At 61.2% G+C, this 26784-nt stretch carries 31 protein-coding genes and 3 pseudogenes; 9 read left to right on the top strand and 25 right to left on the bottom strand.

Annotated elements, in window-relative coordinates; all coding sequences use genetic code 11:
- The first annotated feature begins 75 nt into the window (after positions 1–75).
- Positions 76–534 carry a GNAT family N-acetyltransferase gene (locus ACIO0C_RS15675; RefSeq protein ID WP_401313544.1) on the top strand — a complete coding sequence of 153 codons (459 nt, stop codon included), beginning with the start codon at positions 76–78 and terminating at the stop codon, positions 532–534.
- Between the two features lies 1 nt (position 535).
- Here the strand turns inward: ACIO0C_RS15675 and ACIO0C_RS15670 are convergent, their stop codons facing one another.
- Both ACIO0C_RS15670 and ACIO0C_RS15665 read right to left on the bottom strand, forming a co-directional pair.
- Positions 536–853, bottom strand: coding sequence for an NIPSNAP family protein (locus tag ACIO0C_RS15670; RefSeq protein WP_401313542.1), 318 nt, complete (start codon positions 851–853; stop codon positions 536–538).
- A 16-nt stretch (positions 854–869) separates the two neighbouring features.
- On the bottom strand, positions 870–1754 hold the full coding sequence (locus ACIO0C_RS15665; protein ID WP_401313540.1) for an AraC family transcriptional regulator: 885 nt from the start codon (positions 1752–1754) through the stop codon (positions 870–872).
- A 155-nt stretch (positions 1755–1909) separates the two neighbouring features.
- On the opposite strand from ACIO0C_RS15665, the gene ACIO0C_RS15660 reads away from it, so the two are divergent.
- Entirely contained in the window at positions 1910–2629 is a 720-nt protein-coding gene (locus ACIO0C_RS15660; RefSeq protein WP_401313538.1) for a cysteine hydrolase family protein, read from the top strand.
- Positions 2630–2751: 122 nt separating this feature from the next.
- Here the strand turns inward: ACIO0C_RS15660 and ACIO0C_RS15655 are convergent, their stop codons facing one another.
- Positions 2752–3657, bottom strand: a complete 906-nt coding sequence (locus tag ACIO0C_RS15655; protein WP_401313536.1) for a LysR family transcriptional regulator — start codon at positions 3655–3657, stop codon at positions 2752–2754.
- Between the two features lie 130 nt (positions 3658–3787).
- Between ACIO0C_RS15655 and ACIO0C_RS15650 the strand changes: the two genes are divergently transcribed.
- Positions 3788–4618: an oxidoreductase gene (locus ACIO0C_RS15650; protein WP_180205413.1), complete on the top strand. Its 831-nt coding sequence runs from the start codon at positions 3788–3790 to the stop codon at positions 4616–4618.
- Positions 4619–4806: 188 nt separating this feature from the next.
- Here the strand turns inward: ACIO0C_RS15650 and ACIO0C_RS15645 are convergent, their stop codons facing one another.
- The 3 genes from ACIO0C_RS15645 to ACIO0C_RS15635 all read right to left on the bottom strand — a co-directional run bounded on the left by ACIO0C_RS15645 (position 4807) and on the right by ACIO0C_RS15635 (position 6766).
- On the bottom strand, positions 4807–5382 hold the full coding sequence (locus ACIO0C_RS15645) for a phage infection protein (RefSeq protein WP_401313533.1): 576 nt from the start codon (positions 5380–5382) through the stop codon (positions 4807–4809).
- Between the two features lie 185 nt (positions 5383–5567).
- Positions 5568–5972 carry a cupin domain-containing protein gene (locus ACIO0C_RS15640; protein WP_401313532.1) on the bottom strand — a complete coding sequence of 135 codons (405 nt, stop codon included), beginning with the start codon at positions 5970–5972 and terminating at the stop codon, positions 5568–5570.
- 44 nt (positions 5973–6016) lie between these two features.
- Positions 6017–6766, bottom strand: a complete 750-nt coding sequence (locus ACIO0C_RS15635; RefSeq protein ID WP_401313530.1) for an SDR family oxidoreductase — start codon at positions 6764–6766, stop codon at positions 6017–6019.
- Between the two features lie 192 nt (positions 6767–6958).
- Between ACIO0C_RS15635 and ACIO0C_RS15630 the strand changes: the two genes are divergently transcribed.
- On the top strand, positions 6959–7348 hold the full coding sequence (locus ACIO0C_RS15630) for a c-type cytochrome (protein WP_401313529.1): 390 nt from the start codon (positions 6959–6961) through the stop codon (positions 7346–7348).
- Between the two features lie 74 nt (positions 7349–7422).
- Here ACIO0C_RS15630 and ACIO0C_RS15625 read toward each other — a convergent pair whose 3' ends face one another.
- The 13 genes and pseudogenes from ACIO0C_RS15625 to ACIO0C_RS15565 form a co-directional block, all read right to left on the bottom strand.
- On the bottom strand, positions 7423–8307 hold the full coding sequence (locus ACIO0C_RS15625) for a ChaN family lipoprotein (protein WP_401313527.1): 885 nt from the start codon (positions 8305–8307) through the stop codon (positions 7423–7425).
- A 25-nt stretch (positions 8308–8332) separates the two neighbouring features.
- Positions 8333–9100 (bottom strand): heme ABC transporter ATP-binding protein, encoded by a 768-nt coding sequence (locus ACIO0C_RS15620; protein ID WP_401313525.1) that lies wholly within the window; start codon positions 9098–9100, stop codon positions 8333–8335.
- On the bottom strand, positions 9100–10083 hold the full coding sequence (locus ACIO0C_RS15615; RefSeq protein ID WP_401313568.1) for a FecCD family ABC transporter permease: 984 nt from the start codon (positions 10081–10083) through the stop codon (positions 9100–9102). The genes ACIO0C_RS15620 and ACIO0C_RS15615 overlap by 1 nt, the downstream gene beginning before the upstream one ends.
- A 110-nt stretch (positions 10084–10193) precedes the next feature.
- Positions 10194–10412, bottom strand: a pseudogene (locus ACIO0C_RS15610) (hemin ABC transporter substrate-binding protein); the annotation flags it as partial.
- 12 nt (positions 10413–10424) lie between these two features.
- Entirely contained in the window at positions 10425–10604 is a 180-nt protein-coding gene (locus ACIO0C_RS15605; RefSeq protein ID WP_401313523.1) for a hypothetical protein, read from the bottom strand.
- A gap of 74 nt (positions 10605–10678) precedes the next feature.
- Complete coding sequence (locus ACIO0C_RS15600; protein ID WP_110754975.1) at positions 10679–11059, bottom strand: response regulator transcription factor; 381 nt, start codon at positions 11057–11059, stop codon at positions 10679–10681.
- Positions 11060–11205: 146 nt separating this feature from the next.
- Complete coding sequence (locus ACIO0C_RS15595; protein ID WP_401313521.1) at positions 11206–11736, bottom strand: hypothetical protein; 531 nt, start codon at positions 11734–11736, stop codon at positions 11206–11208.
- A gap of 128 nt (positions 11737–11864) precedes the next feature.
- Entirely contained in the window at positions 11865–13430 is a 1566-nt protein-coding gene (locus ACIO0C_RS15590) for a sensor histidine kinase (protein WP_401313519.1), read from the bottom strand.
- A gap of 192 nt (positions 13431–13622) precedes the next feature.
- Positions 13623–13883, bottom strand: coding sequence for a transmembrane sensor/regulator PpyR (locus ACIO0C_RS15585; RefSeq protein WP_110754974.1), 261 nt, complete (start codon positions 13881–13883; stop codon positions 13623–13625).
- 73 nt (positions 13884–13956) lie between these two features.
- Positions 13957–15156 carry an NAD(P)/FAD-dependent oxidoreductase gene (locus ACIO0C_RS15580; protein WP_401313517.1) on the bottom strand — a complete coding sequence of 400 codons (1200 nt, stop codon included), beginning with the start codon at positions 15154–15156 and terminating at the stop codon, positions 13957–13959.
- Between the two features lie 229 nt (positions 15157–15385).
- Positions 15386–15760, bottom strand: coding sequence for a response regulator transcription factor (locus tag ACIO0C_RS15575; RefSeq protein ID WP_401313515.1), 375 nt, complete (start codon positions 15758–15760; stop codon positions 15386–15388).
- Between the two features lie 98 nt (positions 15761–15858).
- Positions 15859–16512 (bottom strand): response regulator transcription factor, encoded by a 654-nt coding sequence (locus ACIO0C_RS15570; RefSeq protein ID WP_110754971.1) that lies wholly within the window; start codon positions 16510–16512, stop codon positions 15859–15861.
- Between the two features lie 104 nt (positions 16513–16616).
- Positions 16617–18185 (bottom strand): sensor histidine kinase, encoded by a 1569-nt coding sequence (locus ACIO0C_RS15565; RefSeq protein ID WP_401313513.1) that lies wholly within the window; start codon positions 18183–18185, stop codon positions 16617–16619.
- Positions 18186–18497: 312 nt separating this feature from the next.
- Between ACIO0C_RS15565 and ACIO0C_RS15560 the strand changes: the two genes are divergently transcribed.
- Complete coding sequence (locus ACIO0C_RS15560) at positions 18498–19472, top strand: LysR family transcriptional regulator (protein ID WP_401313511.1); 975 nt, start codon at positions 18498–18500, stop codon at positions 19470–19472.
- Here ACIO0C_RS15560 and ACIO0C_RS15555 read toward each other — a convergent pair.
- From ACIO0C_RS15555 to ACIO0C_RS15540, 4 genes and pseudogenes are all read right to left on the bottom strand, one after another.
- Positions 19448–19876: a nuclear transport factor 2 family protein gene (locus tag ACIO0C_RS15555; RefSeq protein WP_110754969.1), complete on the bottom strand. Its 429-nt coding sequence runs from the start codon at positions 19874–19876 to the stop codon at positions 19448–19450. The two genes, ACIO0C_RS15560 and ACIO0C_RS15555, sit on opposite strands and share 25 nt — an antisense overlap.
- A 167-nt stretch (positions 19877–20043) precedes the next feature.
- Positions 20044–20613: a chorismate mutase gene (locus tag ACIO0C_RS15550; protein WP_401313509.1), complete on the bottom strand. Its 570-nt coding sequence runs from the start codon at positions 20611–20613 to the stop codon at positions 20044–20046.
- A gap of 69 nt (positions 20614–20682) precedes the next feature.
- Positions 20683–20982 (bottom strand): hypothetical protein, encoded by a 300-nt coding sequence (locus ACIO0C_RS15545; RefSeq protein ID WP_401313508.1) that lies wholly within the window; start codon positions 20980–20982, stop codon positions 20683–20685.
- 141 nt (positions 20983–21123) lie between these two features.
- Positions 21124–21366 (bottom strand): annotated as a pseudogene (locus ACIO0C_RS15540) (hypothetical protein); the annotation flags it as partial.
- Positions 21367–21602: 236 nt separating this feature from the next.
- Here ACIO0C_RS15540 and ACIO0C_RS15535 point away from each other — a divergent pair.
- The 3 genes and pseudogenes from ACIO0C_RS15535 to ACIO0C_RS15525 all read left to right on the top strand — a co-directional run bounded on the left by ACIO0C_RS15535 (position 21603) and on the right by ACIO0C_RS15525 (position 24143).
- A complete protein-coding gene (locus ACIO0C_RS15535) occupies positions 21603–23288 on the top strand; it encodes a hypothetical protein (RefSeq protein ID WP_401313506.1) in 1686 nt (561 codons plus the stop codon).
- 134 nt (positions 23289–23422) lie between these two features.
- A pseudogene (locus ACIO0C_RS15530) lies at positions 23423–23650 on the top strand (hypothetical protein); the annotation flags it as partial.
- Between the two features lie 49 nt (positions 23651–23699).
- Positions 23700–24143: a hypothetical protein gene (locus ACIO0C_RS15525; RefSeq protein ID WP_401313504.1), complete on the top strand. Its 444-nt coding sequence runs from the start codon at positions 23700–23702 to the stop codon at positions 24141–24143.
- A 76-nt stretch (positions 24144–24219) separates the two neighbouring features.
- On the opposite strand, the gene ACIO0C_RS15520 is transcribed toward ACIO0C_RS15525, so the two are convergent.
- Together ACIO0C_RS15520 and ACIO0C_RS15515 are read right to left on the bottom strand one after the other, a co-directional pair.
- Positions 24220–24642, bottom strand: a complete 423-nt coding sequence (locus ACIO0C_RS15520) for an MAPEG family protein (RefSeq protein ID WP_401313502.1) — start codon at positions 24640–24642, stop codon at positions 24220–24222.
- 15 nt (positions 24643–24657) lie between these two features.
- A complete protein-coding gene (locus ACIO0C_RS15515; RefSeq protein ID WP_401313500.1) occupies positions 24658–25611 on the bottom strand; it encodes a diiron oxygenase in 954 nt (317 codons plus the stop codon).
- A gap of 181 nt (positions 25612–25792) precedes the next feature.
- On the opposite strand from ACIO0C_RS15515, the gene ACIO0C_RS15510 reads away from it, so the two are divergent.
- Positions 25793–26749, top strand: a complete 957-nt coding sequence (locus tag ACIO0C_RS15510; RefSeq protein ID WP_401313498.1) for an AraC family transcriptional regulator — start codon at positions 25793–25795, stop codon at positions 26747–26749.
- Positions 26750–26784 lie beyond the last annotated feature (35 nt).

The following is a 26784-nucleotide window of genomic DNA, read 5'->3' as shown; positions in this document are numbered from 1 at the left end:
TGATCGTTCCCACGCAGAGCGTGGGAACGATCTTAAGCTAGGCTGTAAATCCCCGAGACCGCAATGGAGCATCCCATGGCTATCCTGGCCCTGCGCGCCGACGCCTCCCACATCGACACCATCGTCCCGTTGTTCGACGCTTATCGTGGCTTCTACGGCCAGCCGTCGAACCTGCCCCAGTCCCGCCACTTCATCGCCGAACGCATTGCCCGCGATGAGTCGGTGATCTTCTTCGCCGAGGACGCCAACGGCCAGGCGCTGGGTTTCGTGCAGATGTTCCCGACCTTTTCCTCCATCGACGCGCACCGCACCTGGCTGCTCGGCGACCTGTTCACCACGCCCGCCGCCCGGGGCAAAGGCGTTGGCACGCTGCTGATGAACACCGCCCGCGACTTTGCGCGGTTGATGGGCGCCAAGGGCATGACCCTGGAAACCGCCACCGACAACTTCAGTGCCCAGCGCCTGTATGAGTCGCTGGGCTATGTGCGCGATCCGGGTTACTACACCTATTGCCTGGACCTGCGACAAGACTGAATCAGCGATCCCGCTCGCCGAACACCGGCCGCAGAAAGCTCCGCTCATAGCTGAGGATGAATTTTTTATCTTCGGCGAGTTTGAAGGCGGCGATGCACTCTGGGTCGTTCATCGATTGTTGGCGGTAGTTTTCGTAGGCCGCCAGGCTTGGAAAGGTAAACATCGCCATGGCGATGTTGTTGGCGCCTTCGGATGGCAGGAAATAGCCGTGATGCTGGCCACCGAATTTTTCCACCAGGGGAATCCACAGTTTGCCGTAATGCTCGAAGGCCTCGAGCTGGTAGGGGTCGATAACGTATTTCAGGTAGCAGGTGATCATCGGTGCTCTCTCCAGATTAAAAGTTTTCAGCAGATTGTACGACCCGCGCCGTCAGTGGCGGCACGTCTTCGCCTGTTTCACAGCCATCGCGCTTGAGCCATTCGGCCGGGGGCAAACCCACCACATTGAGGAAGGTTCGGGAAAACGAGGCTTGCGAACTGTAGCCGACCGTCGCGGCAATCACCTTGATCTGCACTCCGTCGCGCAACAGGTCCTGGGCCAGTTTCATGCGCCAGGCGGTGACGTAGCCCATCGGCGAAATGTCCATGATCCGGGTAAAACACGCCGAGAACCTGGATCGGGACATGTTCGCGAGGTGGGCCAGCTTCTCTACGGTCCAGAGCGCTTCGGGCTCCTGGTGAATCCGGTTGAACACCGCCCCGAGGCGACCGTCCTGAAGGGCATACAGCAAGCCGCTGGATATCTTGCCCTCCATGACCGAACGCCGCACCAGCAGCACGAAAAGGTATTCGAGCAACAGGTTCAGCGCCTTGGTCCGGCCGGGGGCCTGGCCGTGGAATTCGCCGACCAGGCTGCCGATCAACGGTGCCAGGTTTTCCAGCTCCCGGAAGGGAAACACCAGCGTCTCCTTGAGCCCGAGCGGGAAGGGCTGCAGGGCATTGCGTCCGAACCGGAACGAGGCGCAGATCAGTTCGGCACCGTCGACCGAACTTGAGCGCAACTGGTAGCGACAACTGCTGGGACAAAACAGCACGCTGGGTTCGTTGATCGCGATCTTCGGCAACCCCGGCTGCACCATGTCGATGCCGCCGCGACTGATCACATGGATGAACGCCATGCCCGGCGGCTTGTCGAGCACGAGGGTGCCATCCACGGGGCCTGCAAAAAACAGCCGGCCCTGCAGGTGCGTGCGCTCGAAGAATTCGGAAAGGATATCCATGTTAGAGACGCCCGGGTAAAGACGCTGTACGTCCTGGCAAAAGTGCAGCAGGGCGCGGCCGTAGGATGTAGTTCTCGCCGCCGATGGTAGACAACAGCCCTTGTTGGCGCCATGGCGTAGCGCGATTTTCTCGTCCACCACCGGAGTCTTTTGCCATGAGTAACGATTCGAGCCGCACCGCCCCGCCGTACGCCGACCCGGCAGAGCCAGCGCTGCCGGACCCGGGCATGAAGCTCGACATGTCCCGCGCTGCGTTGGTGGTCATCGACCCGCAGATCGACTTCCTCAGCCCCGAGGGCGTGAGCTGGAGCGTATTCGGCAAGAGTGTCGTCGAGCACGATGTGGTCAACCACCTCGGGCAGTTGTTTGCCGCTGCCAAAGGCGCGGGCATCACCGTCGCCGTTTCCCCGCATTACTACTACCCGTGCGACCACCAATGGCATTTCGGCGGGCCGCTGGAAAAGGTCATGCACAGCATCTGCATGTTCGATCGCAAGGGGCCGCTGACCCTCGACGGTTTCGAAAACTCCGGTGCCGACTTCATGCCCGAGTTCAAGCCGTACATCCTCGACGGCCAGACCATCATCGCTTCGCCGCACAAGGTGTATGGTCCTGAAACCAATGACCTGGCGTTGCAACTGCGCAAGCATGGCGTTTCGCAGGTCATCCTGGCGGGCATGGCGGCGAACCTGTGTGTCGAATCGCACCTGCGCGAGTTGCTGGAGCAGGGCTTTGAAGTGGCCGTGGTCCGTGACGCCACTGCCGGGCCGAGCACGCCTGAAGGTGATGGCTATCTGGCGGCGCTGATCAACTACCGCTACATCGCCAATGCCCTGTGGACTACGGCCCAAACCCTGGACTATCTCAAGGCCTGATTGGCAGCCGTACGCCTATCCCCTGTAGGAGCCAGGCATGCCGGCGAAGGCGTCCTTGAACATTGCGCTGGTCTTTCGGACGCCTTCGCCGGCAAGCCAGGCTCCTACAGGTTCCAAAAGCGCTACCGTGGACTGACCTCCCGTGCAGCTCGGGCAAACTCGATGAAAGCCTTGAGCGTTGCCGGCACATGCCGTCGACTTGGGTAGTACAGATGCAGGCCAGGGAAGTAGGGGCACCAGTCGCCCAGCACCTGGATCAGGCTGCCGTGGGCAATCTGCGCCTTGACCATGTCTTCGAAGATGTAGGCCAGGCCCACCCCTTGCAACGCCGGGCCGACCATCAGGCTGACGTCGCCCAGGGTGAGTGGGCCGTCTATTTCGATTTCCTGGGCGATCCCACCCCGTTCGAACTCCCAGCGATACAACGCGCCACTGGGGAAACGATGACGGATGCACGGCAGGCCATGCAAATCCTCGGGTTTTTGCGGAACGGGATGTTTGCGGAAAAAATCCGCTGAACCCACGACCACGGAGCGCATGAAGCTGCCAATTGGCAGGGAGACCATGTCCGCCTCCAACCGAACGCCGAAGCGCACGCCAGCGTCAAAACCCTGCGCCACCACATCGACCAGCGCATCGTCCGTCACGATCTCCAGTTTCACGTCCGGGTAGGCTTCGAGGAAGCTGCTGGCCAATGGCAGCAACACCAGTTCGGCGGCCTGGCGACCTGCGGTGATTCTCAGGTTGCCCGAGGGCTTGTCGCGATAATGGTTCAGGTCTTCCAGGGCATCGTCGATATCGCGAAAGGCCGGTTTGAGTCGGGCAAAGAGACGCTCGCCGGCTTCAGTCAGGCCGACGCTGCGGGTGGTGCGATTGAACAGCCTGACCCCGAGTCGGTTCTCCAGAGTGCGCACCGCATGGCTCAGCGCAGAAGGCGTCAGCCGAAGTTCGACCGCTGCCCGGCTGAAATTCAGGTGAGTGGCCACGCACAGGAAGGTCGAGAGGTCGGCTGCCGAAGGCGCTTTCATATATGAATGCCTTTCACAAAGTCATGCAATATTGCTGGGATTATCACATCAGTAATGCAGTTTTAAAGTGGCGTCAACTCATCGAGAAGGCCCGGCAATAACGCTCGGGTCGCTGACAGGAGGAGTTGAAATGCGTACTTGGTTCATTACTGGGGCTTCCCGTGGTTTTGGTACTCTCATCGCAGAACGTGCTCTGCGTGCCGGCGACGCGGTGATTGCCACGGCCCGAAAACCCGAAGAAATAATCGCCCGGCTCGGCGACCATCCCAACCTGCTGGCCGTGCGCCTGGACGTGACCCGCGAGGAGCAAGCGCACCAGGCCGTGGCAGAAGGCATAAAGCGTTTCGGCCGCATCGATGTGCTGATCAACAATGCCGGGTTCGGCGTGTTGGGGGCGGTAGAGGAAACCAGCGCCAGCGAGACCGAGCGTCTGTTCGCCACCAACGTCTTCGGCGTACTCAACGTAACCCGGGCGGTGCTGCCGCACATGCGTCGCCAGCGCAGCGGGCATGTGATCAACATTTCTTCCATCGGCGGCTACCAGGCCTACATGGGCTGGGGTGTCTACGGCTCCACCAAGTTTGCGGTAGAAGGTATTACCGAAGCGCTGCACCAGGAACTGGCGCCGCTGGGGATACACGCCACGGTGGTCGAGCCGGGCTTCTTCCGCACGGACTTCCTCGACGAGCAGTCGCTGGTGAAGACCGCGCTGGAACTGTCGGACTACGATGAAACCGTGGGCGCCATGCGCAAGCATGCCGAAGCCGCCAACCATGCCCAACCGGGCGATCCGGTGAAGTTCGCCGAGGCCATGCTGGCCCTGGTCAATGCGCCGAAGCCGCCACAACGACTGGCATTGGGCAGCGATACCATCGCGCGCATCGAAGCGAAAAACCGCTTTGTCGCCCAGGAACTGGCCGAGTGGAACGAGTTGGCACTGTCTACCGATTTCAACGACTGACTGCTGACGCAATAAAAAATCCGGACCCCTGCACAGGGCTCCGGATTTTTTGTGCATGAGATTTTTCAATGTAGGAGCGAGCATGCTCGCGAGAAACCCAAGAACACCGCCGGGCATCAGGTTTTACGCGTTATCGTTCACGACCATCGCCGGAACGACGCCCGGAGGATGCTCGCTCCTACAGGAGATCATCGGCATTCCATGCAGAAATAGGGCATCACGTCGGAGCTGGCATCGTAGCCATTGCCACCATCTGCATAATGATTTTGCCGCAGGCGATCGGAGCCGCCTTCCGCCACCCGGGTTCCACGCATCGCGTTATAACCCCCCGCTGCCACGCTGTTTTGCTTCAGGCGCTCGGAACCGTCCGATGCCAGTTGCCGTTCTCTCAAACGATCGGCGCCGCCTTCGGCCAGTTGCCGTTCCTTCAGGCGCTCGGCGCCACCTTCGGCGACCTGATTCTGTTTGAGCTGGCGTTCTCTCAGGCGCTCGGCGCCACCTTCGGCGACCTGATTCTGTTTGAGCTGGCGTTCTCTCAGGCGATCGGCGCCACCTTCAGCAACCTGGTTCCCCTTGAGGCGATCGGCGCCGTCTTCGGCCAGTTGTCTTTCCTTGATGCGGTCGGTAGCGCCTTCGGCAACGTTGTGGGCCGCTGTTTCGGCGCTGCCCGTTCCGGCGCCCGCCTCGGCAGCCTGTGCGTTTGCCGCGATAAAACCGAGGGCTGAAAAGAGGGCGATGCCTAATGCAAGGTTGGGGGTGTTCATCATGTTCACCTATGGGTCACGGGATTGTTCAAGCAACAATCGGGCAGGCATGAATGCCGGCTATTGCAGCCCTGACATTCGACGCCTGCATCTTAATTGGCTGAAAAATCGCGTCACTCATGCATAGGTTGTCCCCACACACATCCAGGTATTAACCACTCATACCCAGGTATGGCCGGCGATGGTCATTCGGCAGGCAGCACCGGCGGCTTTTTCTGATCCTTCAACAGGAACACGACGAACCTGGCCGGTTTGTCCTGACTGGCGTTGCGTCCCACGGTGTGGATGTCCTCGGGACCTTCGTGGAAGCTTTGCCCCGGTGTCAGGGTGACTTCCTTGCCACCTTTTACCCCCATGACGATGGTGCCTTCGAGCACATAGACGAAGCCATGGGCATCGTGCCGATGGACCGGGTCGGCGCCGCCCGGTGGGTACTCGACGGTGAGGATCATGACTTCCTTGCCAGGGTAGTCCGGCAGTGCCGTGACCGAAACTTCCTTGACATCCGGGTGCGGCGCTTCGGCCGCCAGGGCCGAAGCGGTGGCGGTGGTGGACAGCGCAAACAGGGCGAGAAGAACGGGGGTTCGCATGGGACGCTCCTTGAGAGTGGAGGGCGGGTGCCAGTGTCTGCCTGTCAGGCGCTGGTGCTCTTGAGCCATTGATCGAAGTGAATCTTGCCGAGGATCGGATTGGCGCCCGGTGTCAGCGACTGGTCGTTGATGACTGCGCCGTAGTAACCGGCGCTATCGTCGGTAATCACTTCGCGCGCATCCCCGTTGTGTTGCAGATAGGTTTTGGCAAACGAGACCAGAGGTTGCTTGTCGGGACCCGCCACCTCTTCTGTCTTGCCAGTGGGCGGCGCCACGGCAATTTTGGCCAGCGCCGCGGCGACATCGGCCGAGGCAATCGGCTGCAGGGCGGCCGAGGTCAAGCGAGCGCTGTCGCCTTGCATGCTGTATTGGACAATGGCACCAATGAATTCGAAAAACTGCGTGGCGCGCAGGATCGAGTAGGGCACGCCGGCGCTCTTGATCAAATCCTCCTGGGCCATCTTGGCGCGAAAGTAGCCGCTTTCGAGCATCCGCTCGGTGCCCACCACGGACAGCGCGACGTGATGCTTGACCCCGGCGGCCCTCTCGGCGGCGGCAAGGTTGCGCCCGGATTTCTCGAAGAATTCGAGCACGGCGGCATCTTCGAACGAAGGTGAGTTAGCGACGTCGACCACCACGTCGGCGCCTTGCAAGGCGGCCTGCAATCCTTCCCCGGTCACGGCGTTGACCCCGGTACTCGGCGTGGCGGGCACCACATCATGGCCACCTTCGCGCAGGAGTTTGCACAGTTGTGTTCCGATCAAGCCGGTACCGCCGATGACGACAACTTTCATGATTGAGCTTCCGTCTGTTGGTGTGGGCACGCCACGCGCGTTGTGAGTAGCTAGTCTAGGCGGGCGACCGCGGGGCGTTGGTTGACGGGATGGACGGCAGGCTTGGGCCTCGTGCGTCTGAAAAGCTTCGGGTTGGTGCCCTGGTCATGCTCAAATGGCGGCCATTTTTTTCGCTGCAGGCTGGAGCTGGAAATGAACAAAGCGGTCGTGATGACCCTCGTACTGGCCCTCGGTGCAGGCTTTTTCGCCACGCAAGCGAACGCACAGGGTGATGCCGCAGCGGGCGGCAAACTGTTCAAGCGGGTATGCGGTGGCTGCCATCAGATCGGTGAGTCGGCCCGGGCGTTTTTTGGTCCGCAACTCAACGGTGTCATCGGACGGGTTGCCGGGAGTACCACGGACTATCAGTACTCCGACGCGATGAAGTCATCGGGCATTGTCTGGACCCGGGAAAAACTGGCGGCGTACATCGAAGACCCGAAAGCGGTGGTGTCGGGCACGCGGATGATTTTCTGGGGGATCAGCGATCAGGAGAAGATCGATGATTTGTTGGCTTATATAGAGACTTTTCCGACACCTTGAAGATCAAGAGATCGCAGCCTGCGGCAGCTCCTACAGGTAATCGGGTAAATCTGTAGGAGCTGCTCTTTTGCTGTTTAACGACCAAATGTCGCGCAATGATCCTGCTCCGGCTGCTTTGCGGTATACCACACATAATCCGCGCTGTCGGCGCTCACGGTCTTGCCCACTTCAGCCAGTACCAGCACCGCATTGCCTTCACCGGCCCCCAGGTCTTGCAGATGCAATGGCACCCCCAGATCCTTGCGCACATGGAACGCCCCGGCCAGCAACAGCGCAGGCGTCGGCGCCGCCAACAGGCGCTCGGCCATGCGCCGGTCACGTTGTTGCTGCACAGCGAGCATCGCCGGCATTTGCGCTTCGGGCAGCAAGCCGCAATGGGACTCGCGGATGTCGTCCAGCAGCGTCGCTTGCACCTGTTGGGTGGTGGACGCTTCGCCGCTCAGCGTCGGCCGCTGTTTGTAGATGTGCATGATCTGCGCCCGGTCCAGGTTGGCCGACAGCAGTGGGTAGGGTTGGCGCAGGGCGTAGGTCACCAGTGCGCCGTAGACGCCCCAATCCCAATTGGCCTGCCAGGACAGCGCCTGGTAAGCGTCGGCCGGCGGTTGGCCGGCCCGGGTCGCGGCCTGGGCCGCATCGATTTTTGCCTGTTGGTCAGGGTTGAGCATCTCCATCAGGAGGCTGCCTTGCGGACGTTGCGCCGCCAGCTGGCGCAGCAGCCACAGTTGCAAGGCATGGTGATCGGGGTTGTCGTGTTGCTCGCCGACCAGCACCCGCGGCGCAACCGCCAGGCGTTCGACCAGCTCTTGCGGGGTCAGGGTGCGACCGCTGGCGAGTTCGCGGATCACACCCAGATCGGCATGATCGCGGCCTTGCGGAGCAATCGCTGCCGGGGGCGGCGATACGGAGTGGGATTGGCACGCAGCCAGCAGGCTGATCAGGCATAACAGCACAATGCGCATCAGTTTTCCTTTTAGTCGGCGGGTATCAACGCGCGATGATCAACGGATGACCACGCTCCGGGTGTCTTTGAATCAGCACTTGCAGCCCGTACACCGCTTCCAGGGCCTGGGCTGTCAGGACTTCATCTGGAGGACCGTAAGCGTGCGGGCGACCCTCTTGCAACAGCAGCAACTGATCGCAGTAACGTGCAGCCAGGTTCAGGTCGTGCAGGATCACCAGCACCGCCGCACCGCGCCCGGCGAAATCACGCACCGCTTGCAGGATGGTGTGCTGGTGCAGCGGGTCGAGCATCGAGGTCGGCTCGTCGAGCAACAGGGTCTGCCCCTCGGCACCCGGCCACAGTTGCGCGAGCACCCGCGCCAGGTGCACGCGCTGGCGTTCGCCACCGGACAAGGCCAGATAACTGCGCCCTGCCAGGTGCAGGGCGTCGGCGGCGCTCAGCGCCTCTGCGACGATTTCAGCATCGCGCACGCGACCACTGGCATGGGGCAGGCGACCCATGCCCACCACGTCATTGACCGAGAAGGCAAAGTTCAGGCTCGAACTCTGGGGCAATACCGCCAGGCGTCTGGCCCGCTCCTGACCCGGCCAATCGGCCAGGGGGCGTTCGTCGAGGCTGACCGTGCCTTGGTTGGCCGGCAGCTCATCGCACAGGGCGGCGAGCAGGGTGCTTTTACCGGCGCCGTTGGGGCCCAGCACGCCGAGGACCTGGCCCGGATGCAACTGGATATCGATGTCCGCCAGCACGGTGCGATTGCCGCGCCGCACCAGCAAGTTGTTGGCCCGTAGCATCAGGAGCGCCCCCGTACCAGCAGATAAAGGAAGAAGGGTGCACCGATGAGCGCGGTGACGATACCGATCGGCAACTCGGCCGGTGCCAGCAGCAAACGGGCGACCAGATCGGCCAGCAACAACAGGCTGGCACCGGCCAGCAATGAAGCCGGCAGCAACACCCGATGATCGGGGCCGACCAGCAGTCGCATCAGGTGCGGCACCACCAGGCCGATAAAACCGATCAGGCCGGCCGCCGCCACCGCGGCACCCACACCCAGCGCCGTACACAGCACCAGCTCGAGCTTGATCCGCTCGACATTGAAGCCCAGGTGACGGGCTTCGGACTCCCCCAGCAGCATCGCATTGAGCGCCGCCGCGCGCCGCGGCAACCACAACGCCACGCCCACCGCCACGATCAGCAACGGCCACAGGCGCGGGTAGCTGGCGCCGTTGAGGCTGCCCAGGTTCCAGAAGGTCAGGGTGCGCAGGGTGGCGTCATCGGCCAGGTAGGTGAACAGACCGACCCCGGCGCCGGCCATGGCCGTCATCGCCACGCCTGCCAGGAGCAGGGTGGCGACGTGGGTCTGACCGTCGCTGCGGCCAAAGCGATAGACCACCGCCGTGACGATCAGGCCACCGGCGAAGGCGCACACCGACAACAGGTACGGCTCGATGGCAGGCGGCAAACCGCCCAGCAGGCTGCCGCCGACAATGGCCACCGCCGCGCCCAGCGCCGCGCCGCCGGACACCCCGACCAGCCCCGGGTCCGCCAGCGGATTGCGAAACAACCCTTGCATGGCCACGCCGGACAACGCGAGCACCGAGCCGACCGCGATGCCCAGCAAACTGCGCGGCAGGCGGATCTGACCGAGGATCAGCTGCGCCTGTTGGTTGTCGCCGCCATCCACCGGCAATCCAAGCAGCCGCAGCCCGGCCAGCAGCGTATCGCCCAGCGGCAGGCTGACCGGCCCCAGGGCCAGGGACAGCCAGAACACCAGCAGCAATAACAGGCCCAGGGTAATCAGCATCGGCCGTGGTCGAACGATGGCCGTCATCGGGCGCTCTCTGTTGTCGGGCGCCCGGCCGTGTGAACCTGTGCCGACGGATAGAATGACTTCGCCCGCGGGTAACCGACGCTCGGCACGCTGTGCAATGAACGCGGGTGCTGACTGGTGCTGGCGACGCCCACCAGCTTGCCCTCGCCACCGAGGGCGACCACCCGTTCGCTGAAGGCGCCGCCGGCACTGACCCAGCGCCGGGGCAGGGCGTCGGCCATGGTCATTTGGCTCGGGAGCAGGCCGGCGCAGGCCAGCAGGCATTTGATACGCATCAGGACGCTTCCTTAGTCGATCAGTTGGGTGACCCATTCACCGTTGGCATCGAAACCTTCGAAGCCGGTGATGATGCCATCGACGCTCGGCTCGCGCACCCGTGATACCGATGACGCCGGCCTCGGTCGCTTGATCCGGACAAATGGCTCCTGCAGGTTGCGGCGACCAGGGATCAGCCTTGCGCAACCCATAGTGGTAGTTGGCCTGCCAGCGATGTGGCCCGAAAGATCAATGCAACGTGCCGACCCCTGGCAATGTCATGTGTTCACCCTGCAACCCGGCGCTTCAAGGCCCGTTCAATGCACGCCAGCAGCGCATCGGTGTTGAACGGCTTGGAGAAATAACCTTCGGGTTTACGCACGCGGGCACTGAATTGTGGCGGCAGGCCGGGCTTTGCGGTGATGAACAGGGTAGGAATATGGATGTTTCTGCTTGCCAGGGACTCGTACATTTCCACTCCGCACATGCCTGGCATCTGGATATCCGACACCAGGCAGTCTGTCTGCGCAGGTCCGCTGGATTCCAGGAACGCCCAGGCACTGCTGTAGGTCTTTACGGTGTAACCATAAGAGCGCAACAAACTGTCCAGTGAGACAAGAATGAGTTCGTCATCATCAACAACTGAAATAATAGCTGGGTTGAACATGTAGAAACCTGCGTCATTGCGAGTGGCGCTAATGGGAGCCCGTCATACCGCCAAGGTATGTGCTGCACAAAAGTGCAGGAACCTACTTGGGTATGTGCAGTTGTTTTTTGCGCGGTGGTTGCGATGGGTCGCTTCCGTTGATTGCCTCACCCTGGCTGGTCATGGGGCAGGTTGTTCTCGATCATCGACAGAAAACGCGCGTTGCGCCGCACGCATTCTTCAAAAAAACGCTTGCTCGCATTGTCCTTGTTGGCGGTGGCGGATTCACGGTAGTCACGCAGCAAGGCATCGACGGCCCGCAGCCGACGCATGCCCTGACCAATGCCGGTCAGGCAGTCGGCAAAACACTGCGGCCCACAGGCGTCATTCAGGAAATAGAGCGCCGCGGTATCGGCGTAGCCCCCGAGGTCGGTGATGCCGCTGATGAGAAAATCGGCATAGTCGGTATTGGCGCGCACCAGGCGATGGAACAACTGTTGCACCGGCAGGAAGCTGCCATTGCGCACTTTCTTTTGACCCAGCCTGAGTTGCGCGAGCATGCCCAGCGTAGTGCCCAGGGTCTGCGTCAATGCGTCGATGATCTCTATGCGTTCGGCGGTCGACAGCGAGGTATGCGCGCCATAGCGGCTGAGGCGCAGCGGATAACTGACGAAGTACAGCTTTTGCAGTGCGTTCATGGCAACCATCCCCAGGTCAGCGCATTAGCGCGATGAGTGGATTTTTTCGAGGTGACCAGCCTAAAGCGATGAACCCGCGATAACACTCCTACCTCAAGACACCGCGCTAGCACATGGGGTCAGGCCCGTCATACCTGGGTATGAGCGGCGGGATACTGCGGCGCAACAGCGGGTTCACGGCATTGATAGACATTGCCGGTGTCCATGTCGCCGGCTCCCGGCGCCAGGTGGGGATGAAGATGCTCATCGTGTCTGGGGGCTGTCAAAGCAATCGCAAACAGCATCTGCGTGCCGACCCCCAGGGTGCTGTCGACCCAGATCCGGCCGCCGTGAAATTCAATGATCGAGCGGCAGATCGAGAGGCCCATCCCCAGGCCGGTGGGTTTGGTCGTAAAGAACGGATCGAACAACGAGGGCAGGATATCTTCGGCAATCCCGGTGCCGGAGTCGGCGATTTCAAGCACCGCCTCGTTGCCCTGGACGGAGGTGTGTATGCGCAGCGTTCGTGGGCGGTCATGCACGTTGGCCATGGCCTGGCAGGCATTGATGATCAGGTTGATGATCACTTGCTGCAGTTGAACCCGGTCGCCCTTGATGTGAGCGCCGGGTGCACCCAGCTGCAGGTGCGGGCGAACCTGATGGTTGCCGATGTCATGTTGCATGAGCGCCAGTGAGTCTCGGACGATCTCGTCGAATACTTCGGCCTTGCGTTGCACATCGCTCTGGCGCGACAGCGCCCTGATACAGGTGATGACATCGCTTACCCTGGATGAGTTCTGGATGATCCGGTCCAGCGAACGGCGGGCTTCTTCGAGGTTCGGCTCGGGGCGGTTGATCCAGCGTTTGCACGATTCTCCGCTGGTGATCACCGCCGCCAGGGGCTGGTTGATTTCATGGGCAATGGTGGCGGCCAGTTCGCCCATGGATGTAATCCGCGTGACATGGGCGAGCTTGGCCTGGGAATGAAACAGCGCTTCCTCCGATTGCCGGGATGCAGTCACGTCCATCAATGCGCCGACGTATTCAACGCGCCGGCCATGGTTGAACAGCGGATTGGCGAGCATCTGCACCTGCTTGATCCGCCCATCGGGCATGACCAGCCGATATTCCACTTCGATCAGGTTTTGCCGGCGTGCAGCCTGTTCCAGAACACTGTCGACGATGGGCAGGTCATCGGGGTGCATGCGCGCCCTGACCATGGCCAGGGTCGGTGCGACATTCAGCGGGTATTCGAAAATGCGTGAGGCCTCGTCCGACCATGACAGCATCACCGGGTCATCGATGATCAGGCCGATACTGCCGGTATGGCTGAGTTTCTGGGCACCCAGGAAAAACGCCTCTTTGCGCCGCAACGTATCGGTGGCGCGTTTGCTGCGCAGCGCCAGCAGGGTGATGGTGGTCAGCGCGATCAGGCAGCGCACGAAACCGGCGATGAGCCTGTGATCACGATACCCTTCATCGATGATGAAACTGGCGCTCAGGATGGCTACGCAACTGAAGGCGACGGTCAGGAACACCGGCACGGAAAATATGCTTGCCGACATGAACACCAGCGTGATGTACAGCAGGGTCGGCGCGACATCCAGGTCGAGCAGCGAATTGGTAATGAAGATCATGCTGCCGACGGCAATGGCGGCCAGCCAGGCGACGGGGTCTGAAAAAAAAAGTTTCTTCCAACGTTTAATGATAGACATTTGTTCTTCCGGATTTTTGCTATCGAACGGCAACTCGCAAGGCATCGGTGATGCTGGGCAAACTCTTTAAAGGGTTGGTGATTGATCGGACTGGAGAAAAAACGCCCGCCAGAAAAACCAGTGGCGGGCGCTTGGGAAAGGCCCCGGGCCAGCAAGGAGTGGGCTGGTCGGGATACAGGCGTAGACTTCACATCACCCGGCGAGGCCAGGTGGCTGAACGAGCGGTTGGCGCCGCAGGCGATTGAGCGTCAGCAGGCGCAGTACATAACCGAGTTTGATGGCGGTGGGCCCCAGTATCGTCATGGCATGGGCCATCACCAGGCCGGGCAGCGACAGATGCTGATCCAGGCCGTAAGCCAGAATGGCGCCGACGACCAGTGCGACCAGCCCTGCGATCAGCATGACGTGCGACAACTTCAAGGCCCGATGCGGATGCTCAAAAAAACCAGACATGTCGATCACCTGCGTCTTGCAGTGCCAGGGTGGAGGGGGACGGCCGTGGTTGGCACGACCGTATCGATCGTCCTCAGGCCACCGGAATCAACGGGTCGGCGGCCGCCAGCGCCACGGCTCGATCAGCCGCCGGCGGATAGATCCACAGGGTGTTGATCTGGGTCTTGAGCTCCTTGGCTTCTTGCTTGATCAGCTTGACCTGGCGATCCCAGCCCTCGGTGAATACCGCGCCCCAGGCGCCCAGGTCCACGCAGGTGACATACTTGGGTTGGCTGTAGGCGATTGGCTCGACACCCAGCAACTCGGCGGCGACGTTGTTGCCGGCATAACGACCCAGGGCGATGGCGTGCTGGCAGGACATTGCCGCGAAGTTGCCCAGGTCGTCGGTGGCGGCATAGGCCACGTCACCGCTGGCGTACACATCGGCGTGACCGCGCACCTTGAGGTGCTGATCGACATGCAGGCGGCCCTGATGATCGCGGGTACCTTGCACTTGCTCGGTCAGCGAGTTGGCACGGAAACCGACGGTCCAGATCACCGTGTTCGACTCGATACGCTGGCCATCGGCAAGGGTGACGCCGTTGGCATCGACCGCGGCCACAGTGGTGTTGAGTATCCACTGGATGCCCAGGTGCTCCGAGGCTTCAACGATCGTAGGGCGGATGCCATCACCCAGGGCGGCGCCGATTTGCGCGGTACGGTCAACCACGATGACCCGGATGTCCGCGTCTTCACCGAGTACGGCACGCAGGCGCGCCGGCATTTCGGTTGCTGTTTCGATCCCTGTGAAACCACCGCCTGCCACCACTACGGTGTTGCGGGCCGCACTGACCGGCTTGTCCTTCAGGGATTTGATGTGAGCTTCCAGGCGAGTGGCGGACTCGATCTCATCGACATCGAAGGCCTGTTCCAGGCCGTCGACCGGGGGACGCATCAGCTTGCTGCCAGCGGCCAGCACCAGGCGGTCGTAGCCCAGCTTGCCCTGGATACCTGCGGCGTTGATGTAGCTGACCTGTCTGCTGCTCTCGTCGATAACCTCGGCCGACCCCTTGACGAATTTCACCCCCACGGCGTCGAACAGCTCGTCCAACGGTGCCTTCATGGTGTGCACGTCAGGCTCGTAAAAGCGCGGGCGGATGCGCAGCTCGGCCTGAGGAGCCAACACGGTGATCTCGACGTCATTTCGATCGTGCTTGTCCAGCAGACGGGCAGCGCTCAAGGCGCTCCAGACACCACCGAACCCTGCACCAATAATCAAGATTTGCTGTTTCATTGTTTAGCTCCTGAAGAACAATCGAGGGCGTGAATAAGTTATTGCCGCACGTCCGCTGTGGCTGATTGTTTGCGCTGTCGTTCAACAGCACGAAACATCGGGATCGGCTTGATCTGCAACAGATGTTATTCGAGGGTGATAACGCTGGCACTGCTACATAGGGTCAGCCCGGGTATGACTAGGTATTAATGAGCTATACCAAAGTGTTAGTTGCCTTGATAAACAAAGATCAGTGGGGTTTCGCGAGCACTGCTTCGATACAGGCGAGCAACTTTTCGGTGGAGAAGGGTTTGGGAAAGAAAGCAATGGGTGTCCTGGCATGGTTGCCCGGCGGCCGCTGCGCACAGGGGTTCCCGGTAATGAAGATCACCGGGATATGTATGGCCCTGGTCGCCAGTTCTTCATACAGGGCGATCCCGTCCATTTGCGGCATTTGTATATCGCAGATCAAACAGGACGTAATAAACGGACCATCGGAACCGAGAAACTCATGGGCCCCGCTGTAAGTTCGAACTGTATATCCACTGGATCGCAATAAACTGTCCAGGGCCATGCGAACCGATTCATCGTTGTCGACTACGGCAATCATTGCCTCGTTGTGCATAGTGGTGACCTGCGTAGTCGCGCAAAATACTTGGAGTCACTGCGCCATCAATGCAAGATACGCCGTCATGATCGAGTGCACAGTATACGTGGGTATATTCATCGTATAGCGGGCTGGGTCGCCAACACCTCGGCCATGCGTACCAGATCGGCAAAGGAGCGCGCACCCATTTTGCGCATGGCCTGGCCGCGGTGGATCTTCACGGTGATTTCGCTCAGGCCGATTTCGCCGGCAATCTGCTTGTTCATCAAGCCCGAGGCGGCCAGCGCCATGACCGTTTGTTCCCGCGCGGTCAACGTCTGGTGGCGCGCACGCAATTGTTCGGCATGGCGCTCGGACTCGCGACGCTGCCGGTCGCGGCTGTGGGCAGCGCAAACCGCATCAATCAGGTCCTGTTCGCGAAAGGGCTTGGTCAGGAAATCCACCGCGCCGGCTTTCATTGCCCGTACCGTCATGGCGATGTCACCGTACCCGGTAATGAACACGATGGGCACGTTGATGCCGGCGGCGGCCAATTCGTTTTGAAAGTCCAGGCCACTGCTGCCTTGCAACCTCACATCCAGTACCAGGCAACTGGCCGTGTCCGGGCGCGGGTACTTCATGAAGTCGGCCACCGAGCCGAACAACTCGACCCTCAAGCCGATGGAACGCAACAGGCTGCCGAGGGACTCGCGAAGCGGCGCATCGTCGTCGACGACGAAAACCATGGAGTCGTTATGATTGATTTTGTTGAGGGGGTGTTGTTCGTTCATGGCTGGTTTCCAAGAGGCTGGACATGCAACCGCCCGGCGCGGTGTTCCTGGCGAGGGGCGCAACATTAAATGCAGGTTGGGCGGGCGGCACTCATACCTGTGTATTAGATGGCCGCGGCGTATCCCGCGTCGTTGGCGACCCGTATCGGCAAGGCAAACAGAAACGAGCTGCCCTGGCCTGTGGTGCTGGTGGCCCAGATCCGGCCCGCGTGGTAATCGATGATCGAGCGGCAAATGCACAGTCCCATGCCCAGGCCGTTTTCCTTGGTGGTGAAGAACGGTGTGAACAACTGCGGCAAGACCTCGCTGGCGATGCCCGGACCGTGGTCGGCCACCTCCAGCACGGCCTCGTTATCCTTTACCCAGGTGCGGATCAGCAGTGCCCGTTGTGTGGCGTTGACCGAGTCCATGGCCTGGCAGGCGTTGACGATCAGGTTGATGATGACTTGCTGCAGTTGCACGCGATCGGCGCTGACCTGGCCGCCGAATGCGTTCAGCTCGATGTTCGGATTGATCTGGTGATGGGCCAGTTCATAGCGGAGCAGGCTCAAGGTCTCGCTGACAATGTCGTTGAGCGATTCGTTTCGGCGCAGCGGATCGCTCTTGCGCGACAAGGCCCGAACGCGGCGGGTGATTTCGTTGGCTCGATGGGCGCTGGCAATGATTCGCTCCAGTGCCTGGCGTGCTTCGGCCAAATCGGGCTGCGGGCGATTCAGCCAGTTGCGACAAGCTTCGCCGCTGCTGGCGATCGCCGCCAGCGGTTGATTGACTTCATGGGCAATGGACGCTGCCAGCTCGCCCAGGGATGTCACGCGGGTGACATGGGCCAACTGGGTCTGGGCGCGGAACAATGCTTCTTCGGCCTGTTTGCTGGCGCTCACGTCCATCAGCGCGCCCAGGTATTCAAAGCGCCTGTGCCGGATGAGGAGCGGGGTGGCGAGCATGTGCAAATGCTTGACGCGCCCATCGGGCATCAACAGGCGGTGCCTGACTTCGATCAGGGTCGCATGGCGCGCCGCCTTTTCGAAGCCGGCCAGCACCAGGGGCACGTCATCGGGGTGGGTGCGCTCCAGGTACAAGGACGCCGAGGGGGGCGTGGCCGCCGGGTATTCGAGTATGCGTGCCACTTGCTCCGACCAGGTCATGCTCGCGAGGTTTGCATGAAAGCCGAAGCAACCGGTCTGGGTCAGGCGCTGGGCACCGGTCATATAGACTTCCTTGTGGCGCAGGCTGTCGGATGTCTGCTTGCTGCGCAGCGCCAGAAAGATGATCGCCGCCAGCACCGTCAGGCTGCGCAGCAAGTCCGAGGTTGATTCCCAGCGGTAAAAGCCATCCTGATACAGGCATATCGACGTCAATGCCACCATGCAGAACAGCGCGACCACGATCACCGCATTGATCGACAACAAGTTGATTGCCATCAGCAACAGTGCGATGTACAGCGTCGTGGTGGCGTAGTCGACCCGGGTTTCGGTATTGATCAGTATCCCGCACGCCACGATCAGCCCCATCAGCCATACCAAAAGGTTTTCCAGGGGCTTGAGACTCAGGCCGGGCGTTAGGCGAGACGTCCTTTTTTCGCCGCAGTTGTACAGCATCTTGCTGTAGAGTCCTTTCACGAAGGTAGGTGCGCTGCGTGCAGTGGCAGGCTTTTTTGTCGGGGTATCGATCATGCGCGCCTCGGTTGTTCGTTCGGGCTGGAAGCGGAGAGTCGGTTCGGTATCCTAGAAGCACGGGGTCTGATTCCGTTAGGACAAAAAACCCGAAAAAACTGCCGCGGTGATCGACCTGGGCGTTTTCCGCAGTAAAGACTAACCCCTTCATTGCATTGGTTTTTTTGGGCGAGAGTCATACCGAAGTATCAACCTGCCCACCCAACGCATGATCCTGTTGTCCCCAAGTACGACAGACGTTTTTCCTGCGCGGCCATAGCCTGTCCAGGCACCTTCCCGAACTCAAAGGCCGCGTGCCGGGTAGCGAACCTCATGAACAGAAATGACCTGCGTCGTGCCGACATCAACCTGCTGGTGGTTTTCGAGACGATGATGCATGAGCGAAATGTCAGCCGCGTCGGTGAAAAGCTGTTCCTCGGACAGCCCACCATCAGCGGTGCCCTGGGCCGCTTGCGTGCGCTGTTCGATGACCCGCTGTTCATTCGTTGCGGTCGAATGATGGAACCGACCGCACGGGCCGAGGAAATCTTCGCCAACCTGGCACCGGCGCTGGACGGCATTGCCGCCGCGTTGAGCCGTTGCCAATCGTTCGACCCGCGCACCAGCGAGACAACGTTTCGTGTCGGCCTGTTCGATGATGTCGAATACGCGCTGCTGCCGCGGCTGTTGCGCCAATTGCGCATCGAGGCACCGCACATCACCTTGATCGTGCGCCGTGTCGATCAGCAGCAGATGTCGCACAGGTTGGGCAATGGCGACATCTGCGTGGGCATCAGTCACACCGACGAGCTGCCGGCCAACGCCCGGCGCAAAGGCTTGCGGCCCATCCGCCCGATGCTGCTGCGCGCTGACACCCGGCCGGGAGTGCTGGGGCTGGACGAGTTCTGCCGGCGGCCCCATGTGCTGGTGTCATCCATGGGCAATGCGGCGGATGACACCGACCACGTCTTGCGCCTGCTGGGCCGGCAACGCAAAGTGGTGCTGACCGTCCCGCAGTTCAGTGTGTTGCCGGGGTTGCTGGCGCAAAGCGACATGCTGGCGATCGTGCCGGATTACGTGGCCAAGGCGGTGGTTTCGATGGGAGGAATGCGGGTTGAGCCGGTACCGTTGCAACTGCCCGTACCGGAACTGTCCATGGCCTGGCGCGCAGCGGTGCACAACGACCCCGGCCAGCGCTGGTTACGCTCGCGCTGCAGTGCGTTGCTGGGTGAGCCGGTCGAGTTGCAGGTGGTGCCCAAGGCTCGGCCGGCGTTGCACAACGATCAGGCTTTGCTGGCGGCCAGATAAGCGCCGAGCCGCCGGCCCATTTCCTCGCCCAGTGCCTGCAAGCCACTGAGGGGGCGGACCATCACTTCGAAATCGACGATTTTTCCCTGCTCGTCAAAGCGGATCATGTCGATGCCCTTGAGCTGTTTGTCGCCGACCCTGGCGCTGAATTCCAGAATCACGTTCAAGCCGTCGGCGCTCGCCAGTTCGCGATGATAGGTGAAATCTTCGAACACCTTGGACACCGTGTTGAGAATCATCGAAACCACCGGTGCCCCGGGATACGGCGTGTGCGCCATGGGCGAGCGAAACACCGCTTGCGGGTCCAGCAACGCAGGCAAGGCCTTGAGATCGCCGGTGCGGATCATCGCGTGCCACAGGCTCAGGGACTCTGCGGCCTTGGGATGCAGTTGCAGTTCAGACATGTTCAACTCCTGTTTTTTGTTGTTGTTCAAAACGTGCAGAACACTTCCTGTAGGAGCGAGCACGCTCGCGAAAAACCTGAGAGCGCCGCGGGGTGTCAGGCTCCCTGCGTTATCGTTGACCTCCATCGCGAGCATGCTCGCTCCTACAGGGGGGAGATTGGTATTGATCATAGATCCGTGATGCACAGCTCCCCTGTAGCGCGGATCAACGCCTGGCCATGCAGGGCATCCTTGATCAGGCCCGAGCGCTGCTCAGCCAGCCACTGCGGGCATTCGGGGTCGACGCGATAGGGCACGAAATCGGCGTATTGCTGCAGCAGACGGGCTTGCAGCTCATCCTGTTTAACGCGCAATTGAGTCAAGTCCGGCCTCGGCAAGTCGGGCGCCTTGTGCGCCGCTTGCCATTGCGCGATCAGTCCGTATTGCACCAGTTTGTTGGCTTCGATCTGTGCGGCGATCAAGTCGGCGGCTTCGTCCGGGTTCACGTTGCTTCCGGTTGCCTGCTTCCTGGCGTTGTTGATGAGCAGGGTTTCCCGTGCGGTATCCTGGATCGGTTTGCCACTGTCCCACTTGGTCAGCGCCACCAGGTCGGCAATGTCCAGGCGCTCGTTGATGGTGTTCAGCAGTGGCTGCAGCGTTTCGGGTGCCGGGGGGGGCGTGGCGGCATGGGCGACGCTGGCGAGTAAGCCGAACAGCGAGCAAGCCAGAATTTGCGGCAAGCGTGGGCAGTGGAACATAAGCAACCTCTCGGGCACGGGATGCGCATGAGGTCTTATGTATCACAGCTGAGTCAGATGAACGATAGTTCAAGGAGCACTTTGGCAATCGCCCGCCAGCAACCGCTCGATCTGCGCCAGCTCCCAGGTGCTGAGCAAACTCACCGGGTCAGTCCCGAAACGCTGTCCACCCTCGAACGCGCGGCCATCCGGGCTTTGGCAATGCAGGCAGTGGCGCAGGTGAGTGTGGTCGACATCGAGGCTCAAGCGCCAACCCTCGATGTCGATTAATACCGGACCCGCTTGCCCATCAAGGCGCTTGAGCGGGCGCAGGCCCAGGGCGGCGTCGCGCAGTTGCTGGTAAATCTCTCGGGCGCTGAGGGGCGGCACAGGTGTCTCCGGCGGGATGGCGGCATGGCTGGAATCGGGCACACAGGATAGACGATCACGATCCAGGGGAAGAACCCTGTGACGAAAAAGCCCGGCTGATCAGGCCGGGCTTTTTGTGGGTGCGATGAAGCGATGGGGTCAGGCGACAGTGTTGCCTTGCAGGCGGTCGGAGCCATCGGCGGCGACGGTGTTGCCTTGCAGACGATCAGAACCATCGGCAGCGACACGATTTTCGATCAGGCGGTCAGAACCACCCTCGGCCACTCGGCTTTCAATCAGACGATCCGAGCCACCTTCAGCGACAACAGGCGCAGCAGAAGTAGCGGCAAAAGCGTTAACTGCAAAAACCGAGAAAGCGATGCTGAGGAGGGTTTGGCGTTTCATGATCGTGTGCTCCGGGGTGTAGTTGGTTGGTATGGAGCTGATGTTACGCCGTGCAGTTTTTAAGAGAACTTCATTGGTGTGATGGTGAACATCGATGCGATTGATAGAGTCAGTGGCCTGCCTCGTGTAGACATGATGATAGAGCGCAGCCTGTCGTCGGCTATGACGCCCGGCCAGGTGCGCAGGGGTATGCTGGTTTTTTGCAGGTTCCGCACTCTGGTCGAGAGGATAAACCGATGCACGACTATTACGATCTGGGCACCTACAGCCGCCCCGTGACGACGAGCTCAGCCCAAACCCAACTCTGGTTCGACCGCGGCCTGATGTGGTGCTACGGTTACAACCACGACGAAGCCATCCGTTGTTTCCAGAAGGCCCTGGAACACGACCGTAATTGCGCGATGGCCTACTGGGGCATCGCCTACGCCTCGGGGCCCAACTACAACAAACGCTGGGACGCCTTCATCGAACAGGAGCTCAAGGAGGCCGTGGCCCAGGCGCGACTGGCGACACAAATCGCCTTGGTGCACCTCGAAGGCACGACGCCAGTGGAGCAAGCGATGATCCACGCGTTGCAGCAACGCTACCAGGCCGAGCAGACGAGCAGCGTAGATGAGCTCTTCACCTGGAACGATGCCTATGCGGCGTCCATGCGTGATGTGTACCAGCGTTTTCCCGACGATCCAGATGTGGTGGCGCTGTTCGCCGAAGCGCTGATCGATCGCACGCCCTGGCAGTTATGGGACTTGAAAACCGGCCAGCCGGCGGCTGGCGCCGACACCCTGGAAACCGTGGCCGTGCTCGAGCGGGCCCTGCAACGCATGGAGCAACACGGCGAAGCACCACACGCCGGCGTGCTGCACATGTACGTCCACACCCTGGAAATGTCGCCGTACCCGGAACGGGCCTTGCGCGCGGGCGATATCCTGCGCGACCTGGTGCCGGATGCCGGGCACCTGCGCCATATGCCGTCGCACATCGACGTGCTCTGCGGCGATTACCGCGGGGCCATGATCACCAATCACCGGGCAATCGAGGCCGACAGTCTCTATCTGGCCAAGGAAGGGCCGATCAACTTCTACACCCTGTACCGCAGCCACAATTACCATTTCAAGCTCTACTCGGCGATGTTCCTCGGCCAGTACCATCCGGCCCTGGAAGCCGCCGAGCAACTGGCCGAGACCATCAGGGAGGACCTGCTGCGGGTGGAAAAACCGCCCATGGCCGACTGGCTGGAAAGCTTCGTGTCGATGAAGGCCCATGTGCAGATCCGCTTCGGCAAATGGCAAGACATCCTCGCCACGCCGTTGCCCGAGGACCCGGCGCTGTACTGCGTGACCACGGCCATGCTGCACTACGCCAAGGGCGTGGCTTTTGCTGCCTGCGGGCAAGTCGCCAACGCCGAGGCCGAGCATCACCTGTTCCTCGAGGCCTGGGCCCGGGTGCCGGACACGCGCTACCTCTTCAACAACAGATGCAACGATATCCTGGCCGTGGCCGCAGGCATGCTGCGCGGTGAAATCGAATACCGCAAAGGCAACGTCGACGAAGCCTTCACCCACCTGCGCGAGGCACAGTCGCTGGACGATCACTTGCCTTACGACGAGCCCTGGGGCTGGATGCAACCGGTGCGCCATGCACTGGGCGCGCTGTTGCTGGAACAGGGCAGGGTGGAAGAAGCCCTGCATGCCTATCGTGCCGACCTGGGCCTGGACAACACCCTCGGTCGCGCGTCCTGGCACCTGGACAATGTGTGGAGCCTGCACGGCTACGTGGAATGTTTGAAGCGCCTGGGGCGCGATGCCGAGGCGGCCGTTGCGCAGGTTCGTCTCAACCTGGCCATGGCCCGGGCGGATGTGGAGATTTCGGCATCGTGTTTTTGCCGGGTCTGTAGGAGCGAGGCTTGCCCGCGAAGAGGTTAGTCCCATTAGAACTCTGGAATAGGCATGTCCCCCCCGGCGATGTGACGAAGCGGTGACGCACAGAAGGCAGCACAATTAATCGCAGTGTCATCTGGATGTCACGCCACCTGGGGTTTCGGATCGATGTCATCTGCGGGCATGTCAGGCAGCTCAAGCTGGCGGGCTTGCAAGCCGATCGACTGAGCATCCTGCCGGGTGGCCTGGTGGCAATGCTGGCGGCGTTCAAGGTCTTCGGCGTGTTGCACATGACGCCCTCCGATCCGGGATTGAGGCTGGGCGTGCTGCATGGATTGATGTCCCGGTACCGTTCGCTCCCAATGACCACCCATCAGCCAGATCCCGCGGCTGAAGCGGGCCACTAGACTTCACAGGGGGGATGAAGTCTACGCAACTCAACTCAGGAGACCTGTGATGAACAGTGCATCTTGGCTGGCGTTGGTAGTGGCGGCAGGGGCGATTTCAGGCTGCGCGAGCAGAAACGAAATTGTCGATGTCCCCCTCGCTGCTACCCCGCAAAACGCAGAGCATATCGCTCGAGCCACCCTCAGCCCGGTGGGCGATCAAACCAGCATCTGGCTCACCGTCGGTGGAGTCCCCCACGATATGGCTGTTTCCAGCCGTCTCGACACCGCAATCTACGCAGGCTCGTGCCAGCAGTTGGGTGCACAACCGGCGTACAGGACCCGTCAGGGCAACAGCGTCGACTACCCGTCGCTGGCCCCGCGCACCCAACATTGGGCCCAGGCACCGGTGGCGCTGAGCGAACTGACCAAGGGCAGCTATGCCTTGCTGGTTCGCAGCAGCCCGGCAGACGGTAGCCGCGCACTTTTCTGCGGCAACATCAGCGCTGGCTAGGGGCGCATCAGGCAAGCGGTTCGGCACTGTGGCCTGCGCAACGTGCGGCAGGCCATGGCCCGGTTCAGAAAAGGCTTCAAGCGCCGTACCAGGCGGCCATGACAATGAGCGTGAGAAAACAGGCCAACTGAACGAAAAAGAAGCTGAACCGAACGGCCACGATGCTGTTGGTTTGCACATGGCAGACATGCACCAACGACTGGCCCACCCGGGCAACCAGGATGAGAGTGGACAGGTAGTCTACGGTGGGGCCGTGAACGCCAAGGGCTGAAATCACGACCACGATCGCGCCAAAGACTGGCAGATTCTCCACACAGTTCGCGTGCGCCCTGGTTGCGCGCTGATACCAATCCTCGCCTTCGAGCCGATCGCTTCGGAAAGAGGCGATCGGCACATTCGAGAACAGTATCCTGACCCAGCGATAGACCCCGACGGTTGCCATCAACAGCAGCAACGTCCAGGTCGCGAATCCAAGCAACATCCACATCGGTATCGTCATGGCGGCCAGCCTCGGTCAATGGCTCATGATGGGTGCCAGCGCGGCCTGGATCCTCGACATCTGGGCAGGCGTTGTCATGCGCGTCAGCAGCCGACCGAAGTGAGGATGCTGCACGCCCGAGACAATGTATTGCCAGCGGTAGGCGCCCAGCACGCAGGCTTTGATGCGTGCGGTCTGGTCGACACTGAATGAGCGTGAAGCATGGCGCATGAAGTACTCGGCATCGGCTGCCGATTGTGCCTGCAGGATGGCGTCGACGGCCGCCACCAGCGCTATCAGGTCGTCCACTGCCCGGTCGCACTCGGCGGGCGAAAGTTTTGTGTGCTCCGCCTTCCACTCCAGTTCGTCGAGCACGACGTGCCGGCTTTCATCCATCCAGTGAAACTTGAAGACGTCCTTGAACAGCGGGCACAACTCCTCGCGCGGGGCGATGCTTTGCGCGTAGTGGCTTTGAACGAACAGCTCGATATGACAGGTCAGCGCCAGCACCGACCAGGTACTGGACGCCAGTACCGCCCGCGCCACATCGTTTGGATCGGCCACTTGCCGATATCCCGCCGGCAATTGCGAGCCAATCATTGTCTCCATGCGCCGGAACAGCTCTTGATGCTTGATCTCGTCGTTGGAAAAGCGCACCAGCGCTTCGAGTGCGAGCTGATCGTCAAAGACATGGGCGCGACCTTGATCGAGCATTTTGGCGCTGATAAAGCGCTCGACAAGACCAAAGATGTACGCATAGGTCCGGCCTTGGATCTGGCTGAGCAGGCGCGCCTCGTGCGTGGTGAAAAAGCTCAGTCGGTCGACCAGTGACAGTGAGTCGGGCAGGAATTTGCGTGAGAAGTCGAAACGCCGGTCCTGCAGCAGATCGCGATCGATCTGCCATTCGGCCTTTTTCGATGATCTGACCAATTGAGCGTAACGGGCGGCGTTGCGCGAATCAGGGGCGGGGAGGGTCGCGAAGGTGTTCATATCGATCTCCAGCTTTCCAGGTTGAGGGCGGTGCCGTCGGAGCCAATGACCCTGATGAAGCCTCTGGGGAGAGTTCTGATCGCTGAGTCCGCGTTGGTGCTAATCTAGGCCTCGCCGTCCAGGTGAAGAATGACCGCTGCGCCTGATTACTTGCTCCAGACTCCGTAAAGGAGGTTGGCAATTGCTCGATGCGCTTTCTGATGTCTTGCGTGTGATCCGGCTGTCTGGAGGGGTGTTCCTCGAGGCGGAGTTCACTGCGCCCTGGTGCATGAGCGGAAGAATCTCTGCCGACGATTGCAAACCGTTCCTGGCGGCGCCTCGTCATATCATTGCCTCGCATTTTGTCGCGGCGGGGCACATGCAATTGCGCATTGGCGATGGCGCCCCCCTCGACGTGCGCGCAGGCGAACTGATTCTGTTGGCCCGCAACGACGTTCATACGTTTGGCAGTGACCTGCGCATTGCGCCCCTGTCGGCGCGCGACGTCATTACGCCGCCGCAAGTCGGTGGTATTTCACGCATCAAGTGCGGCGGGGGTGGCGAGGTCACACAGTTATTGTGCGGATTCCTCGGCTCCGAAACCCCCTTCAATCCGCTGCTGTCGTCGCTGCCATCGGTATTGAAACTGGACATGCGCGCCACGGCGTCAGGGGCCTGGATTGAAAGCTCGTTCCGTTTCGCCGTGAGCGAGACCGGGGCAGGACGCGTCGGCTCGACGGCGGTCATCGCCAAACTCTCGGAGTTGCTCTTCGTCGAAGCCGTCAGCCAGTACGTCGCGAGCCTCCCGGCCGAAAGGCACGGGTGGTTGGCCGGTTTGCGCGATCCGCAGATCGGGCGCGCACTGGCGCTGCTCCATGACCGTCCGACCGAGGACTGGACTGCAGAAGCCCTGGCGCTTGAGGTGGGCATGTCGCGCTCGGTATTCGCCCAGCGCTTCACCGCATTGGTCGGACAGCCACCGATGCAATACCTGACGCTCTGGCGGATGCACGTGGCGGCTCAACAGTTGCGTGAAGGTCGCGCGAATGTGGCGCAGATCGGTTTTTCAGTCGGCTACGAATCCGAAGCGGCGTTCAGTCGCGCCTTCAAGCGCCAGTTTGGTGCATCTCCCGGCACCTGGCGCAGACAATCGGCATGAGAAGTTCCTAGCCCCCTCCCTTCGCGATCAGGCAT

It is taken from the genome of Pseudomonas sp. NPDC087336 (genome assembly GCF_044744285.1).
Classification (GTDB): domain Bacteria; phylum Pseudomonadota; class Gammaproteobacteria; order Pseudomonadales; family Pseudomonadaceae; genus Aquipseudomonas.
Note: the sequence above shows the minus strand (reverse complement) of the source record. Positions and strands in the feature narration are given on the sequence as shown.